General features: G+C 38.8%; 14 protein-coding genes and 1 pseudogene. All 15 read left to right on the plus strand.

Annotated features, from left to right (window positions below; all coding sequences use genetic code 11):
• Positions 1–2,552 (plus strand): annotated as a pseudogene (locus HMPREF2574_RS10610) (hypothetical protein); the annotation flags it as partial.
• Between the two features lie 19 nt (positions 2,553–2,571).
• Complete coding sequence (locus tag HMPREF2574_RS08770; RefSeq protein WP_070812468.1) at positions 2,572–2,895, plus strand: hypothetical protein; 324 nt, start codon at positions 2,572–2,574, stop codon at positions 2,893–2,895.
• Between the two features lie 3 nt (positions 2,896–2,898).
• A complete protein-coding gene (locus tag HMPREF2574_RS08775) occupies positions 2,899–3,129 on the plus strand; it encodes a hypothetical protein (protein WP_070812469.1) in 231 nt (76 codons plus the stop codon).
• A gap of 1 nt (position 3,130) precedes the next feature.
• Positions 3,131–3,415 carry a hypothetical protein gene (locus HMPREF2574_RS08780; RefSeq protein ID WP_024052754.1) on the plus strand — a complete coding sequence of 95 codons (285 nt, stop codon included), beginning with the start codon at positions 3,131–3,133 and terminating at the stop codon, positions 3,413–3,415.
• Positions 3,393–4,697: a LysM peptidoglycan-binding domain-containing protein gene (locus HMPREF2574_RS08785; RefSeq protein ID WP_070812470.1), complete on the plus strand. Its 1,305-nt coding sequence runs from the start codon at positions 3,393–3,395 to the stop codon at positions 4,695–4,697. Before HMPREF2574_RS08780 ends, HMPREF2574_RS08785 begins: the two co-directional genes overlap by 23 nt.
• Before the next feature lie 462 nt (positions 4,698–5,159).
• A complete protein-coding gene (gene perR / locus HMPREF2574_RS08790; RefSeq protein WP_070811386.1) occupies positions 5,160–5,621 on the plus strand; it encodes a peroxide-responsive transcriptional repressor PerR in 462 nt (153 codons plus the stop codon).
• 141 nt (positions 5,622–5,762) lie between these two features.
• Positions 5,763–6,455, plus strand: coding sequence for a phosphoglycerate mutase (locus HMPREF2574_RS08795; protein WP_003023729.1), 693 nt, complete (start codon positions 5,763–5,765; stop codon positions 6,453–6,455).
• Between the two features lie 156 nt (positions 6,456–6,611).
• On the plus strand, positions 6,612–8,672 hold the full coding sequence (pbp2b, locus tag HMPREF2574_RS08800; protein ID WP_180363996.1) for a penicillin-binding protein PBP2B: 2,061 nt from the start codon (positions 6,612–6,614) through the stop codon (positions 8,670–8,672).
• Between the two features lie 10 nt (positions 8,673–8,682).
• Positions 8,683–9,279: a recombination mediator RecR gene (recR, locus tag HMPREF2574_RS08805; protein WP_003023742.1), complete on the plus strand. Its 597-nt coding sequence runs from the start codon at positions 8,683–8,685 to the stop codon at positions 9,277–9,279.
• A 132-nt stretch (positions 9,280–9,411) separates the two neighbouring features.
• Positions 9,412–10,458, plus strand: coding sequence for a D-alanine--D-alanine ligase (locus tag HMPREF2574_RS08810; protein ID WP_024052823.1), 1,047 nt, complete (start codon positions 9,412–9,414; stop codon positions 10,456–10,458).
• Between the two features lie 131 nt (positions 10,459–10,589).
• Complete coding sequence (murF, locus tag HMPREF2574_RS08815) at positions 10,590–11,960, plus strand: UDP-N-acetylmuramoyl-tripeptide--D-alanyl-D-alanine ligase (protein WP_070812472.1); 1,371 nt, start codon at positions 10,590–10,592, stop codon at positions 11,958–11,960.
• Positions 11,950–12,501 (plus strand): DUF1697 domain-containing protein, encoded by a 552-nt coding sequence (locus tag HMPREF2574_RS08820; protein ID WP_070812473.1) that lies wholly within the window; start codon positions 11,950–11,952, stop codon positions 12,499–12,501. The genes murF and HMPREF2574_RS08820 overlap by 11 nt, the downstream gene beginning before the upstream one ends.
• Before the next feature lie 3 nt (positions 12,502–12,504).
• A complete protein-coding gene (locus HMPREF2574_RS08825) occupies positions 12,505–13,203 on the plus strand; it encodes a YwaF family protein (RefSeq protein ID WP_024052820.1) in 699 nt (232 codons plus the stop codon).
• A 3-nt stretch (positions 13,204–13,206) separates the two neighbouring features.
• A complete protein-coding gene (locus HMPREF2574_RS08830; RefSeq protein WP_070812474.1) occupies positions 13,207–13,890 on the plus strand; it encodes a YwaF family protein in 684 nt (227 codons plus the stop codon).
• A gap of 133 nt (positions 13,891–14,023) precedes the next feature.
• Positions 14,024–14,431, plus strand: coding sequence for a helix-turn-helix transcriptional regulator (locus tag HMPREF2574_RS08835; protein ID WP_024052818.1), 408 nt, complete (start codon positions 14,024–14,026; stop codon positions 14,429–14,431).
• The last annotated feature ends 4 nt before the right edge of the window (positions 14,432–14,435 follow it).

Consider the following 14,435-nt stretch of genomic DNA (forward strand, 5'->3'; position numbering starts at 1 on the left):
CGAGTCAGATTGCCAACGAGCTATTGCAAAGAGTGGAGCAACTGACGCTTGAAGCAACGCCCTACACAATTAAACTTGCGACCAACAATGGGATTGTCTTTAAAAACAATCAAGGACAATCAACAATCTATCCGAGCTTAAAGAGAGGGCAGAAGCCAGTTGAGTGTACGTGGAAATGGTTAGTTGATAATCAAGGATTTGGCACGTCTCCAACTTTTGAGGTTAAGGCGACTGGCATGTCCAGCAAATTAGTGTTGACCGCTATTGCTTTAGTTGATAATAAGGAGGTTGCTAGAGAGCAAGTTACTTTTACCAACGTCAATGACGGTGCGAAAGGTTCTGACGGAAAATCTATCACGGTCGCTAAAGCTGAAAAGCAAGCGGACGGGGTCAAGGTGACGTTCTCGGACAACAAGAGCATTGTTGTACCAAAAGGTGATAAAGGGGACAAAGGTGACCCTGCAGATCCAGTCCCTCTCAATGCTTTGCAAGAGGAAATGAAGCAGACCAAGCAAGGGTTGAGCGATGTTAAAACAGACCTGCTCAAAGAAAAAGCGGAAAGCTCCGCTAAGATTGAGCAAGTCAAGAAAGATGTTGGCGCTATCCGCACGCAACAGACGACCTATGAACAATCCAACGAGCAAAATCTCTCTCGGATAACTAGCCAGCTTGCTGACAAAGCCAGCAAAACAGAGGCCAAGCAGACTGCAGACGGAATCCGAGAGGAGATGAGCCAACTATCTAAAAATGCTGACGAGAAAATATCTGCTGCTAAAACCACGTTTGAAAAAACTGCGGAAGGTCTCAAAACAGACATGGTAGCCGTCAAGTCCTACGTGGCGAATGATGGTAAGCGCAGGGAGGAGTTGGAGCAGTACAGCCGAGAAGAGACAGCTAAGCAGATTGCATCTGAACGAAGCGCAGTAGCTCAAAACTACGTGGGCAAAAGCCAGTATACCGAAGACGTTAAAGGCGTAAATCGACGTTTTGAGGAGTTGCGGACAGGAACTAGTAACTTACTCTTAAATACAGAGTTTAAGACGCTTGCAGACGTTAATAATGTAAATGGTGCTACGTTAAAACTCAATCAAAATGACTATAACAGTCACAACTCAATTGAGGTCACTGTGACTGGTCAAAACAAAAACGTGTGGAAGGGAATCACCTTAAATGCAAGCGTTAGCGCATTCAAAAAAGGCGACACAATCGCTGTCAGAATGCCTATTTACATTTTTTCTGACGTTCCTATAAATGCAGGCTTAACGCTTGTATTAAAAAACTACTCTAAAAATATAGCTTATGTTTTTAAAGGCTTGGGAGGCTTACCTCGAAACAAATGGCACATTGTTGAATTACTGCACACGTTTAATAGTTACGCTAATTTTGAAGGCGTGAATTTCTTTTATTTGTTTGCAACGCAAAACGGACACTACAAGATAGCAGAGCCGTCACTCACATTATCAAACGTAATTCCGTCAAGTTGGGCGCCAGCAGTCGAGGATAGCAAGAATTATACCGACACCAAGCTCGCCGAGTACAAGCAAGGCGTGGACGGTCAGTTTGCGGCTGTTAAGCAAGAGGTCGGAAGCAAGGTCTCGCAAGCCACATTTGACCAGCGGGCGAATCAGATTACACAATCTGTGCAGGAACTGAACAATAATACCGTCAAGAAGAACCAAATCAAAATTGACGAAAACGGTTTGGTCTCTAGCTCTGAGAAAATAGTAAACGGTCAAACGCTGGCCAGCATGATTTCGCAAAATCCTGAATGGGTGGAAATCATCGCTAAGCTGCTCAAGGTTAAAGCAGACATGATTGTAAACGGGGCAGTAACAGCTGACAAGTTGAACGTTGAAAAGTTGAGTGCATTGACTTCCGATTTGGGTAATGTGACTGCAGGTTTAATTGATTTGCGAAAACATTGGGTGCGTACAAGTACGGATGATGTTTGGGGCATTATCGATGATGTGACATATGACACTAGTACACTTTTGAGCGACGATGGAATTTTAACAAACGGTCGCCCGGGCAGAAATAAGAAAAGTGATGTCAAACCAACAATTATGCCGTTAGTTTGGTTGAATTCTGGGCAACTATTTTTTGCAAATGTCGATTCTGAATACGACATTATACAAATGCTCTTAAATGGTGTTTATCCTTTTGTTCGAGGAAACACTGCACAAATTCGTTTTGGAAAATTAGAAGACGAAAGGGAAGCTCTATTTATTGATTGTCAATTTGCAGAATTATATTTAAAAGCCAACAATTACACAGATTGGAAACAATCAACCTTTAATTCGGGTGTTCGATGGAAAGTGCAAGGTAATCTTATATTAGTCGATTATGACGTTACTTTTAACAAGGACGGAAATCAAGCCATTTGTGGCGTCCCTCGAGAATATGTTGCAGGCGCTCGAATGTTTGTTGTGAAAGCGTGGAGTTTGAACAAAGATAAAGATAGGACTGCTCAGTTAAATGCTGATGGAAGTTTGCATATTATGGGTGCTGAAAAGGGTATGAATTACCGAGGTCAAATTATTTGGGCTTATTAAAAATAAAGGAGAAAAGAAAATGACAGAACTTTTAAATGTTGACACAATTACAGAACCGTTTGACTTACAGACGGCTCTTAGGTACATGGATGAAAACGGCGAGTTTATCCGTTTTAAAAATGATACGGATGACTACTACATTTATAAGGAAACACAAAAGCGTCCTGCAATTGTAGGTGGTAAGCGTAAGTTGGTAGAAGTTCCGCTTGTGTGGGCGTTTGACCGCTACAATAATTCCATTACGACTTTTCGCTTTACAAATATGTTTGATAAAGCATTTTACATCATGAAATTTGACGAAGCGGGCGAACCAATCTGGGACGCTCCTACTAAGAAGGAGTAGTACATGGCACCTGATGTTGTAAATGCTGTTGTGCCAATTGTTACAACGTTAATTGGTACATTTGGCGGAATTGTGGCGAGCGCTAAGATAACTACTCTTCGAATACAAGAGTTAGAGAAGAAAGTAGAAAAACACAATAGCATAGTTGAACGGACTTATCGCTTAGAAGAAAGAACGAATTACCTTGATGAGCAAATCGACAAGCTCGAAAGCAAAATTGAAAAGGAGAAATAAGATGCAACAAATTTTAATTACAGCGGGCATTGTTGCCCCAATCATTTCAGCAATCATAAATGTTGTTAAGACACAATTTAAACTAGACGGAAAGCAAGTATCTGCACTAGCTCTGGGTTTAGGCATTATTGTAGGGATTGCATACGCTGCAACCATTGTGCATGGTGATTATGCTGCGTATGGTTGGGGCGGGCTAATTGCCGGCTTATCTGCTATCGGCTATTACGAATTGGCTTTTAAAAATAAAAAAGGAGACACAGCAGATGACACAGAAAAAGAAAATTAAGCAGCTTTTAGCTCTTGTTACAATCGTACTTGGTTTCATGCTTCCTACTGCTGCACAAGCGGCAGTAGGAGACCAAGGCGTGGACTGGTCTGTTTATCAAGGAACAAACGGTATCTTTGGTTATGGGCATGACAAGTTTGCTATTATCCAAATTGGCGGTATCAATGCCTATGGTATGTACGGGCAGTCAACCTACGAAACACAAGTGGCAAGTGCTATCGCACAGGGTAAACGTGCTCACACTTATGTTTGGTATGAAGTAGGCGGCAATGCTGCTTTAGGAGAACAAGTACTTAAAAACTTCCTGCCGCAGGTTCAAACACCGAAAGGGTCAATTGTAGCTCTGGACTATGAGAGCGGAGCGAGCGCCAGCAAAGAAGCTAATACAAATGCAATTTTGCATGGGATGCGTATGATTAAGACAGCGGGTTACACGCCTATATACTACTCATACAAGCCTTACACACTTGATCACGTTGATTATAACCGGATTCTAGCTGAATTTCCGAATAGTCTCTGGATAGCAGCTTATCCAGATTACAACGTGACGCCATCACCAAATTATAACTTTTTCCCATCTCTTCCGGGAATTGCTATCTTTCAATTTACGTCGACTTATATTGCAGGTGGACTTGATGGCAATATAGACTTGACGGGTATCACAGATAATGGTTACGGTCGCAAAAACACGCCTAAAACACAGACACCAGCTATCAAAGAGGGAGAAAAAGCTGACAATACACCAAAAAGTGATATTAAAGCTGGTGACACAGTCAAGGTTAATTTCTCGGCTACCAACTGGGCGACAGGAGAAGGAATCCCTGATTGGGTTAAAGGTCGGTCTTATCAAGTAGCAGAGGTGAGCGGTGACAAGGTGCTGTTAGCAGGTATTAACTCTTGGATTTACAAACGAAATGCAGAGATTATCTCTACTACTAATAGCCAACCTGCATCAGCTCCAACTGTTCAGCAGTCTGGCTCATACACGGTACAGCCGGGTGATACCCTTTCTGGAATTGCCGCTCAATATGGCACGACTTATCAACAGTTAGCAGCTCTGAACGGCATTAGCAATCCAAACTATATCTATGTAGGACAAGTTCTAAAACTGACAGGACAAGGACAATCAGCTCCTCAAAATGTGTCTTACCATATAGCACAATGGGGAGATACCCTCTCTGGCATGGCTGCTCAATATGGTACAACAGTAGAGAATATTCAAGCGCTAAATGGATTGTCAAGCGACCTCATCTATGCAGGCGTAACTTATAGGATAAAATAAGATAAGTAGAGCCCTTTGGAAAATCCAGAGGGCTTTTTTTCGTGGCCGGAAAGTGGTATAATAGCGTAAAAGAAATCACAGGTTAATTTTTATGCCCCAAAGAATCCAGAAAGCTCTGTTGGGGCAAAACTGGGGCATAAGTCCAAAACTTACTCGGACTTATTAAATAAATTTAAATAGGTTTGCTATTTATAACTCCTTATATAAAAAGAATTTCTACTATATAAAATTAACGGAAAATATTAATATTGAAAAGACGCTGTTAAATAATTGAGATTAAAAAAGCCTGTTGTATCAACATTTATTCGTTGTCCAACAGGTTTTTTCCGTGTTCAGGGGGAAATAAAAGGGGTAAAAATGATGTTGAAGTTTATCATTTGTGTTTATTTACAATCATTCTAAATACGCATTCTTATATTTTCGTGATATAATAAAGGAAAAATAATGATGAGTGAGTAGGAAATGAATTTACATCCTTATTTAGAAATCACAGACCAAAGTGATTATGAAAATATTATTCAACGATTAAAAGCCAAAGGTGTACGTATTACAGAAACTCGAAAAGCAGTCATTGCTTATATGATTCGGACACATGAGCACCCAAGTGCTGAAAAGATTTATTCTGATTTGCTGCCTAATTTTCCAAAGATGAGTCTAGCAACGGTTTATAACAATCTCAAAGTTTTGGTGGAAGAGGGTTTTGTAGAAGAAATCAAAATTAGCCATGATAAGACAACCTATTTTGATTTTATGGGGCATGAACATCTGAATGTTGTCTGTGAAAAATGTGGTCGAATTGCAGACTTTGAAGATGTGGATATTCCTGATTTGAAGCGTGAAGCTGAAGAACAAACAGGTTATAAAATTACAAAGACACAAGTTTTGATGTACGGAATTTGCCCTGAGTGCTCGAAAAATAGTTAAGGAATTGATGTACATTGCTTGAATAAAGTAAATTATCAAAAATCAAATATTCTCCCATTGATACTGGATTTTTTTGAAAAAATTTTGTAAAATATAGTAGTGACTGTGAGACAGTTTTCAAAAATCAAAGGAGAATTTCTAATGGTAAAATTAGTTTTTGCTCGCCACGGTGAGTCTGAATGGAACAAAGCAAACCTCTTTACAGGTTGGGCTGATGTTGATTTGTCTGAAAAAGGGACGCAACAAGCTATTGATGCTGGTAAATTGATTAAAGAAGCTGGTATTGAGTTTGACCAAGCTTACACATCTGTTTTGACACGCGCTATCAAAACAACAAATCTTGCCCTTGAAGCGGCAGGTCAACTTTGGGTGCCAGTTGAAAAGTCATGGCGTTTGAATGAACGTCACTATGGAGGTTTGACAGGTCAAAACAAAGCTGAAGCAGCTGAAAAATGGGGTGACGAACAAGTTCATATTTGGCGCCGTTCTTATGATGTATTGCCACCAGCTATGGCAAAAGATGATCAATATTCAGCACACACTGACCGTCGTTATGCAAATCTTGATGACTCAGTTATTCCAGATGCAGAAAACTTGAAAGTAACCTTGGAACGCGCTCTTCCATTCTGGGAAGATAAAATCGCTCCAGCTTTGAAAGACGGTAAAAATGTATTCGTAGGTGCACATGGTAATTCTATTCGTGCCCTTGTAAAACACATCAAAAAATTGTCAGATGACGAAATCATGAATGTGGAAATTCCTAACTTCCCACCGCTTGTATTTGAATTTGATGAAAAATTGAATCTAGTGAAAGAATACTATCTTGGAAAATAAGTCCAATATAATATTAAGAGGCTCTGCGTAAGCAGGGCTTTTTAATATCATGCAAAGCTTTCATTTTTTAGCTGTGTTTTTTATCAATGTTTTCCATTTTCCACGACTTCATTTAGGTGGATTTATGGTACAATAAAAGATAGCATTTTGACTAGAATGAGAGATACCATGTCTAAGAAAAAAAGAACATTTAATAGCCATTCAATCCCACGACGCTTGAATTTATTATTTGGAATTGTGATTTTACTGTTTATGAGTTTAATTGTGCGTTTGGGCTATATGCAGGTTGTCCATAGAGATTTTTATACAAAAAAATTAGCGACAGCTAGCAAGACTAAAGTGACAACCAGTTCGGTTCGGGGGCAGATTTATGATGCGAGTGGGAAACCTTTGGTTGAGAATACAACCAAGCAAGTTGTCTCTTTCACACGCAGCAACAAAATGACGGCTGCAGAGATTAAAGAAATTGCTCAAAAATTGCTTCCATTGGTTTCTATTTCCAGCGCAGATGTTACTGAGCGTCAACAAGTAGATTATTATTTGGCAGACAGCGAGGTTTATAAGAAGGTCGTTAATCAGCTGCCTAAAAATAAAAAATATGGTACAGATGGAAATCGTTTGGCAGAGTCTCAGATTTATAATAATGCCGTTAAGAATGTTGATTTAGCAAAGTTAAACTACTCAGATGAAGATAAAAAAGCTATTTATTTGTTTAGTCAGATGAATGCTATTTCTAATTTTGAAACGGGAAATATTCGTACGGATAATTTATCAGCTGATCAGATTGCGACAATCGCCTCTAGCTCGAAAGAACTGTCTGGTATCAGTATTACCACCAGCTGGGACAGGAAAGTGTTGGATACTTCTTTGGCTTCTATCATCGGAAGCGTTTCAAGTGAAAAGGCAGGGCTACCCGCAGAAGAAGTGAATGCTTATTTGAAAAAAGGCTATTCTCTTAATGATCGTGTTGGGACGAGTTATTTGGAAAAACAATATGAGTCTACACTTCAAGGAAAACGCGCAGTCAAAGAAATCAATCTTGATAAAAATGGAAATATGGAAAGCGTGAAAAATATTTTCAATGGTAGTAAGGGAAATAATCTAAAATTAACAACAGATTTAGCTTTTCAGAACGGTGTAGAAGACATTTTGAGAAAGTATTTTAGTGCGGAATTAGCGAGCGGAAATGCGACATATTCTGAAGGCGTATATGCTGTTGTGATGAATCCTAAAACGGGTGCTATTTTAGCCATGGCTGGTCTGAAGCACGATACCAATACAGGAGAACTAACAACAGACTCTCTTGGAACGATTATGAACAACTTTGTGCCGGGCTCTGTAGTGAAAGGAGCTACTTTAACAGTTGGCTGGGAATCTGGAGCCATCACAGGAAATCAAGTTATGACGGATCAACCAATTTCTTTTGGAGGCTCCTCTGCCATCACTTCTTGGTTCACGCAATATGGAGCTCGTCAAATTACGGCTTTAGAGGCACTAGAATATTCATCCAATACTTATATGGTTCAACTAGCTTTAAATATGATGGGAACGCCTTATACGCCCAATATGGCAATTGATTTAACGAATTTGGACTCCTCTATGGACAAATTGCGTAAAGCTTTTGCTCAATATGGCTTGGGAGCATCTACAGGAATTGATTTGCCAAGTGAATCAGAAGGTTACACACCTAAGAAATATACGTTTGCGAACTACTTAACCAATGCTTTTGGGCAGTTTGATAACTATACTCCAATGCAGTTGGCGCAATATGCTGCAACGGTAGCTAATGGCGGTACTCGTATTGCGCCGCACTTAGTAGAAGGAATTTATGACAATAATGAGACGGGCGGGCTTGGAAAGCTGATTGAATCCAAGTCAACCAAAGAGCTGAATAAAGTTGATATTTCAAAAGAGAATATGGATTTGATTCGACAAGGTTTTTATCAGGTAGTTCATGGTACAAGCGGATTTACTACAGGGCGTACTTTGTCACAAGGTGAAGCAGTGCCGATTAGCGCCAAAACAGGGACAGCAGAAACCTTTGCAGGTGGAAAGGAAGCCATTAATACGAATGTAGTGGCTTATGCGCCAAGTAACAACCCGCAGATTGCAGTGGCAGTTGTGTTCCCGCACAATACAAACTTATCGTCAACCGTTAGCCATAGTATAACTCGTGATATTATTAACTTGTATCATCAACAGCATCCAATGAATTAGAAAGGATACTATGCTTTATCCAACACCGATTGCAAAATTGATTGATAGCTTTTCAAAATTACCAGGAATTGGCATAAAAACAGCAACGCGTTTGGCGTTTTATACCATTGGTATGAGTGATGATGATGTCAATGAATTTGCTAAAAATTTGCTTGCAGCGAAACGTGAGCTGACCTATTGTTCTATTTGTGGTAATCTAACGGATGATAATCCTTGTGCTATCTGCACCGATGAGACACGGGATCAATCTACTATTTTGGTTGTAGAAGATAGCCGAGATGTATCTGCTATGGAAAATATTCAAGAATACCATGGTTTGTACCATGTTTTGCAGGGATTGATTTCTCCTATGAATGGTATTGGACCAGACGACATCAATCTGAAAAGTCTCATTACACGGTTGATGGATAGTGAGGTAACAGAGGTAATTGTGGCAACCAATGCGACAGCAGATGGGGAAGCGACTTCCATGTATATCTCGAGGGTGTTAAAGCCAGCTGGTATCAAGGTAACGCGCCTGGCTCGTGGATTAGCAGTTGGTTCTGATATTGAATATGCAGACGAAGTAACGCTGCTTCGGGCTATTGAGAATCGTACAGAATTGTAAAAAAGAAAATAGAGCTTTCCTTTAAAAGAAAATGAAAGCTCTTTTTCTATTCAAAAACAATCTAAAATATGATATACTAAAAAGCGATTAAATTTGTAGATTTCTTTTAAGATAAGAAGGTTAGGTATAAAAATGGCAAAACAACAAATTATTCTCCTTTACGGTGGTCGCAGTGCCGAACGAAAGGTCTCTGTCTTATCAGCGGAGAGTGTCATGCGTGCGATTGACTATGATAAATTCTTTGTGAAGACTTATTTTATCACACAAGCGGGTGACTTTATCAAGACGCAAGAATTTTCACGCAAACCTGCTGATGATGAAAAATTGATGACAAATGATACCGTCATTGAGAGTCAAAAAATGAAGCCGAGTGATATTTACGAAGAAGGAGCTGTTGTGTTCCCCGTTCTTCATGGTCCAATGGGAGAGGACGGGTCTATCCAAGGATTTCTTGAAGTGTTGAAAATACCTTATGTGGGTTGCAATATCCTTTCTTCTAGTGTGGCTATGGATAAAATCACGACTAAACGTGTATTAGCTTCTGCTGGCATTCCGCAAGTTCCCTATGTAGCAGTGATTGAAGGGGAAAATATAGACGAAAAGATTGCAGCAGTAGAAGCCAATCTAACTTATCCAGTTTTTACAAAACCGTCAAATATGGGCTCTAGTGTCGGCATTTCTAAGTCTGAAAATCAAGATGAATTGCGCTCTGCTCTTGAATTGGCTTTCAAATATGATAGCCGTGTCTTGATTGAGCAAGGTGTCAATGCGCGTGAAATTGAAGTTGGTTTACTTGGAAATGAAGGAGCCAAAAGCAGTTTGCCAGGTGAGGTAGTGAAAGATGTTGCTTTCTATGACTACGAAGCCAAGTACATTGACAACAAAATCACCATGGATATTCCTGCAAAACTCTCTGAAGATGTCATTGCCACTATGCGGCAATATGCTGAAAAAGCATTCCATGCTATTGGCGGTGTTGGTTTAGCTCGCTGCGATTTCTTTTATACTGATAAGGGCGAGATTTTCCTTAATGAGTTAAACACGATGCCAGGTTTCACTAAATGGTCGATGTATCCGCTGCTTTGGGAAAATATGGGCATTTCTTATACAGATTTGATTGAGAAATTAGTTCTCTTAGCGCAAGAAACATTTACAAAACATGAAGAGCATTTGTTGTAAGACAAGATTGAAAGAGCCAAAAGGTTCTTTTTTCTATTGTTTTAGTATGTCTTTGGCGAGTGTGTGTAAAAGTAGGTTATTCTGTGGTATAATGAGAGAGTTAGAGAAATTTAAGACATATAGGTGAAAAAATGCAATTAACGTTTTATGAAGTAGCTTCTGTATTGAAAGCAAAAAATGATGTTCATCAATTTCCAGATTGTACATTTGGAAAGGCAGAATTTGACAGTCGATTGATTGAAGAAGGAGACTTATTTTTGCCTCTTAAAGGAGCACGTGATGGGCATGACTTTATTGCGACAGCATTTGAAAATGGTGCTGCGGCAACCTTGTCAGAAAAAAAATTGGGCGATTATCCTTATATTTTAGTTGATAATGTGTTGGCAGCATTGCAGCGTTTGGCACAGTATTATCTGGGAAAAATGAAGGTAGATGTCTTTGCAGTTACGGGTTCTAATGGTAAGACGACGACCAAAGATATGCTGGCTCACCTCTTGTCAACAACTTACAAGACTTATAAAACGCAAGGAAACTACAATAATGAAATTGGTCTTCCTTATACTGTTTTACACATGCCAGATGATACGGAAAAACTCGTTTTGGAAATGGGACAAGATCACATGGGAGATATTCACCTTCTGTCCACAATTGCGCAGCCAAAAGTAGGTATTGTGACGCTGATTGGCGAAGCGCATTTAGAATTCTTTAAAAGTCGTTATGAAATTGCAAAAGGAAAAATGCAAATTGTCGACGGCATGAAAGACGGGGCTCTTTTGGTTGTTCCAGCGGACAAGATTATTAATGATTTTCTACCGAGCCAGCTAAATGTAGTCCGTTTTGGTCCAGACGAAGATATTTTCCTAACGAAATTAGAAGAACGAAAAGATAGTTTGACTTTTGAACCCAATTTCTTAGATAACGCCATTGACCTTCCAGTAACTGGGAAATACAATGCAACAAATGCCATGATTGCAGCTTATGTGGCATTGAAAGAAGGAGTAACACAAGATAAGATCCAAAAAGCATTTGCAACGCTTGAATTAACACGAAATCGCACCGAGTGGAAGAAAGCTAAAAATGGTGCGGATATCCTTTCAGATGTTTACAATGCCAATCCAACCGCTATGCGATTGATTTTAGAGACATTTTCAACGATTCCGTTTAATGAAAAAGGTCGGAAACTGGCAGTTTTAGCTGATATGAAAGAATTGGGGGTTGATTCTAAACAAATGCATAGTGCCATGATAACCAGCCTAAATCCAGAAATTCTCTCAGAAATTTTCCTTTATGGAGAGGACATGGCTGCTCTATTTGCCTATGCTAAGGAAATTTTCCCGCCTGGAAAAGCCCATTATTTTGTAAAAAATGCTGAAAAAGATCAATTTTCTGACTTAGTAAAAGCTGTTAAAGAAGCACTCAAACCAACGGACCAATTGCTGATAAAAGGAAGTAACTCTATGAACTTAGTTAGTTTAGTGGAGAAATTGGAGAATGACGGATAACAATAAAGTACAGTATCTTGCCCTCCTTCGTGGCGTGATGCCAACAGGACCAAATCGGATCCCTAAGATGAGTGATTTGGTTCAAATGTTGGAACAATCTGGTTTAGATAATATTTCAAGTTATATTCAATCAGGCAATGTGATTTGCGAAACAAGCCTACCAGCCGAAGAATTAGCACAACACATGCATCAGGTGATATTGGAAAGCATTGGTGCAAATTTATCCATTATCGTAAAAGAAAAGTCCGATTTAGAAAGGGCTATTTTAGGAAATCCCTTTTCTGAGGAGTTGGATTCATCACGGATTCATCTCGTTTTTACAAACAATCACATTTCAACGGAGCAATTGGCAGAACTGCAAGTAATGAACTTTATGGACGAAATATTTGCAGTTGGAACTGCTTGCCTTTATATGTATTTACCAAGAGATGCCAGAAAAAAGAAGTTAAATAATAATTTTCTTGAAAAGAAGTTAGGTATTGTCGCTACAACAAGAAAGCTAAGTGTTATCAAAGAATTAAGTAATAGGATGGATGAGTAGGAGATGAATCTACAAGAATTTTTTACAAGTTATAAAACGGAGGCCCCTCAATTAACTCCATTTTGGTATGGAATGATGTTTTTAGGAATCATTTATGTCATGTATAGTGCTGTAAAATATCATAAAAACAGGCGCTATCAGAACTTTTTGAAAGCTGTACAAGGTTTACAAATTTTAGTGCTTTATGGCTGGTATGTTGAGACCTTGTCACCAATTTCTGAATCACTTCCTTTTTATCATTGCAGATTGGCGATGTTTGCCGTTTTGCTACTGCCTGATTCTTCAACCTATAAACAGTATTTTGCGCTTTTAGGAGTATTTGGACCTATTTGTGCATTGGTCTATCCTTTATTTGATCCATTTGCTTTTCCTCACATCACTTTAGTCTCCTATTTGATTGGTCACTATGCTCTTTTGGGAAATTCTCTCACTTATTTGCTGAATCATTATGATAGCGAGTTATTGAATTTACGGCGAATTGTAGAGATTAGCTTTAGTATGAATCTTTTATTGATATTTATAAATCTGGTGAGCGGTGGAAATTATGGTTTTTTGAAAGTACCACCTTTAGTTGGAAGTCATGGAATGATTGCTAACTATATTTTTGTTTCATTGACCTTGATTTTAGCAATTTTCGTGGTCTCTCTGATTTTTAAACAAATCAGACAAGAACAAGAAGAAACAGTAAGACAGGAAAATTAAGCTATGCTGAATGATTTTTTAACGACTCAAAAGACAGCACCACCTCCCATTTCTGCTATGGGCTATGTGACGATGATAGGAACTCTCTTTTTCCTCATTTATATTTCAGTTCGCTATGCGCAAACCCCACTGTATCAGAAAACTTTTAAATATTTACAAGCTTTTCAATTAGTTATACTTTATTCTTGGTATTTTGGTTTCCATATTTCATTTGCAAATAACCTGCCTTTTTATCATTGCCGCTTAGCCATGTTTGCCATGTTGCTGCTGCCAGATAAATGTCGAAGCAAGCAGTATTTTGCTCTTTTAGGTGTCAGCGGGGCGATTTTTGCAATTGGTTACCCAGTTTTTGACCCTTATGATTTTCCGCATCTCACCAGTTTTTCATTTTTTCTGGGGCATTACTGCCTGCTGGTTAATTCGCTGGTTTATCTTATCAACCACTATGACAAGCAGCTGTTGAAGAAGTATGAGATTGTGGGCTACACATTTGCTTTGGATTTGTTTTTAGTTGGTGTCAATGCCGTAACTGGTGGAAATTATGGATTGATGACTCATCCCCCGCTTATAAAAGGAGACCGGATATGGGTGAATTACGTACTTGTCTCACTGGTTCTGGCCACCGCTTTGCTCCTTTTTGATGAATATTTTAAAAGGCGATGGAAAAAGCAATCAAAATTAGTTTAAAGCTTTAAGCATTACATCCTCTGTCAAATTTATTTGGCAGGATTTTTTATTGTTTTTTCTCAATGTAAAAAAATTTTGCTAGATTTTATAAACGAAAATAGTAAAATAAAAGTAGAAAGATAGGAGTGAGGTAATGGAAATTGGAAGAAAATTAAAAGAAGCACGTCAGATGAGGGGCTTGACACAGGAAAATGTCGCAGAAAAATTAAATGTATCTAGACAAACTATTTCAAATTGGGAAACAGAAAAATTTTATCCGGATATGTTATATGTTTTGCAGTTAAGTGATTTATACCAGGTTAGCTTGGATGAATTGCTGAAAGGAGATGAGCGCATGATTCAGCACTTAGAAGATTCGACGAACGTTGTAAAGAGCAACCAAAAGATTTTACTGGCTTTTATATGTAATATTTGTCTTTTATTCCTTTTCTTTATTTTTATCATTCCAATCTCCAAGAGTTATCTGCTGACCTTGTTGGCAGTAGCTCTGGTGGTTGGCACCACAGGTTATATATTAGTACAAATTATTCGTAAAATATAGGAGG

Source organism: Streptococcus sp. HMSC034E12 (assembly GCF_001835915.1).
GTDB lineage: Bacteria > Bacillota > Bacilli > Lactobacillales > Streptococcaceae > Streptococcus > Streptococcus vaginalis.

Coding starts and splice junctions, on each gene's coding strand:
- HMPREF2574_RS08785 (WP_070812470.1), top strand. CDS start 3,393: ATGACACAGAAAAAGAAAATTAAGCAGCTTTTAGCTCTTGTTACAATC.
- murF (WP_070812472.1), top strand. CDS start 10,590: ATGCAATTAACGTTTTATGAAGTAGCTTCTGTATTGAAAGCAAAAAAT.
- HMPREF2574_RS08825 (WP_024052820.1), top strand. CDS start 12,505: ATGAATCTACAAGAATTTTTTACAAGTTATAAAACGGAGGCCCCTCAA.
- HMPREF2574_RS08795 (WP_003023729.1), top strand. CDS start 5,763: ATGGTAAAATTAGTTTTTGCTCGCCACGGTGAGTCTGAATGGAACAAA.
- perR (WP_070811386.1), top strand. CDS start 5,160: ATGAATTTACATCCTTATTTAGAAATCACAGACCAAAGTGATTATGAA.
- HMPREF2574_RS08810 (WP_024052823.1), top strand. CDS start 9,412: ATGGCAAAACAACAAATTATTCTCCTTTACGGTGGTCGCAGTGCCGAA.
- HMPREF2574_RS08775 (WP_070812469.1), top strand. CDS start 2,899: ATGGCACCTGATGTTGTAAATGCTGTTGTGCCAATTGTTACAACGTTA.
- HMPREF2574_RS08820 (WP_070812473.1), top strand. CDS start 11,950: ATGACGGATAACAATAAAGTACAGTATCTTGCCCTCCTTCGTGGCGTG.
- HMPREF2574_RS08780 (WP_024052754.1), top strand. CDS start 3,131: ATGCAACAAATTTTAATTACAGCGGGCATTGTTGCCCCAATCATTTCA.
- HMPREF2574_RS08770 (WP_070812468.1), top strand. CDS start 2,572: ATGACAGAACTTTTAAATGTTGACACAATTACAGAACCGTTTGACTTA.
- recR (WP_003023742.1), top strand. CDS start 8,683: ATGCTTTATCCAACACCGATTGCAAAATTGATTGATAGCTTTTCAAAA.
- HMPREF2574_RS08830 (WP_070812474.1), top strand. CDS start 13,207: ATGCTGAATGATTTTTTAACGACTCAAAAGACAGCACCACCTCCCATT.
- pbp2b (WP_180363996.1), top strand. CDS start 6,612: ATGAGAGATACCATGTCTAAGAAAAAAAGAACATTTAATAGCCATTCA.
- HMPREF2574_RS08835 (WP_024052818.1), top strand. CDS start 14,024: ATGGAAATTGGAAGAAAATTAAAAGAAGCACGTCAGATGAGGGGCTTG.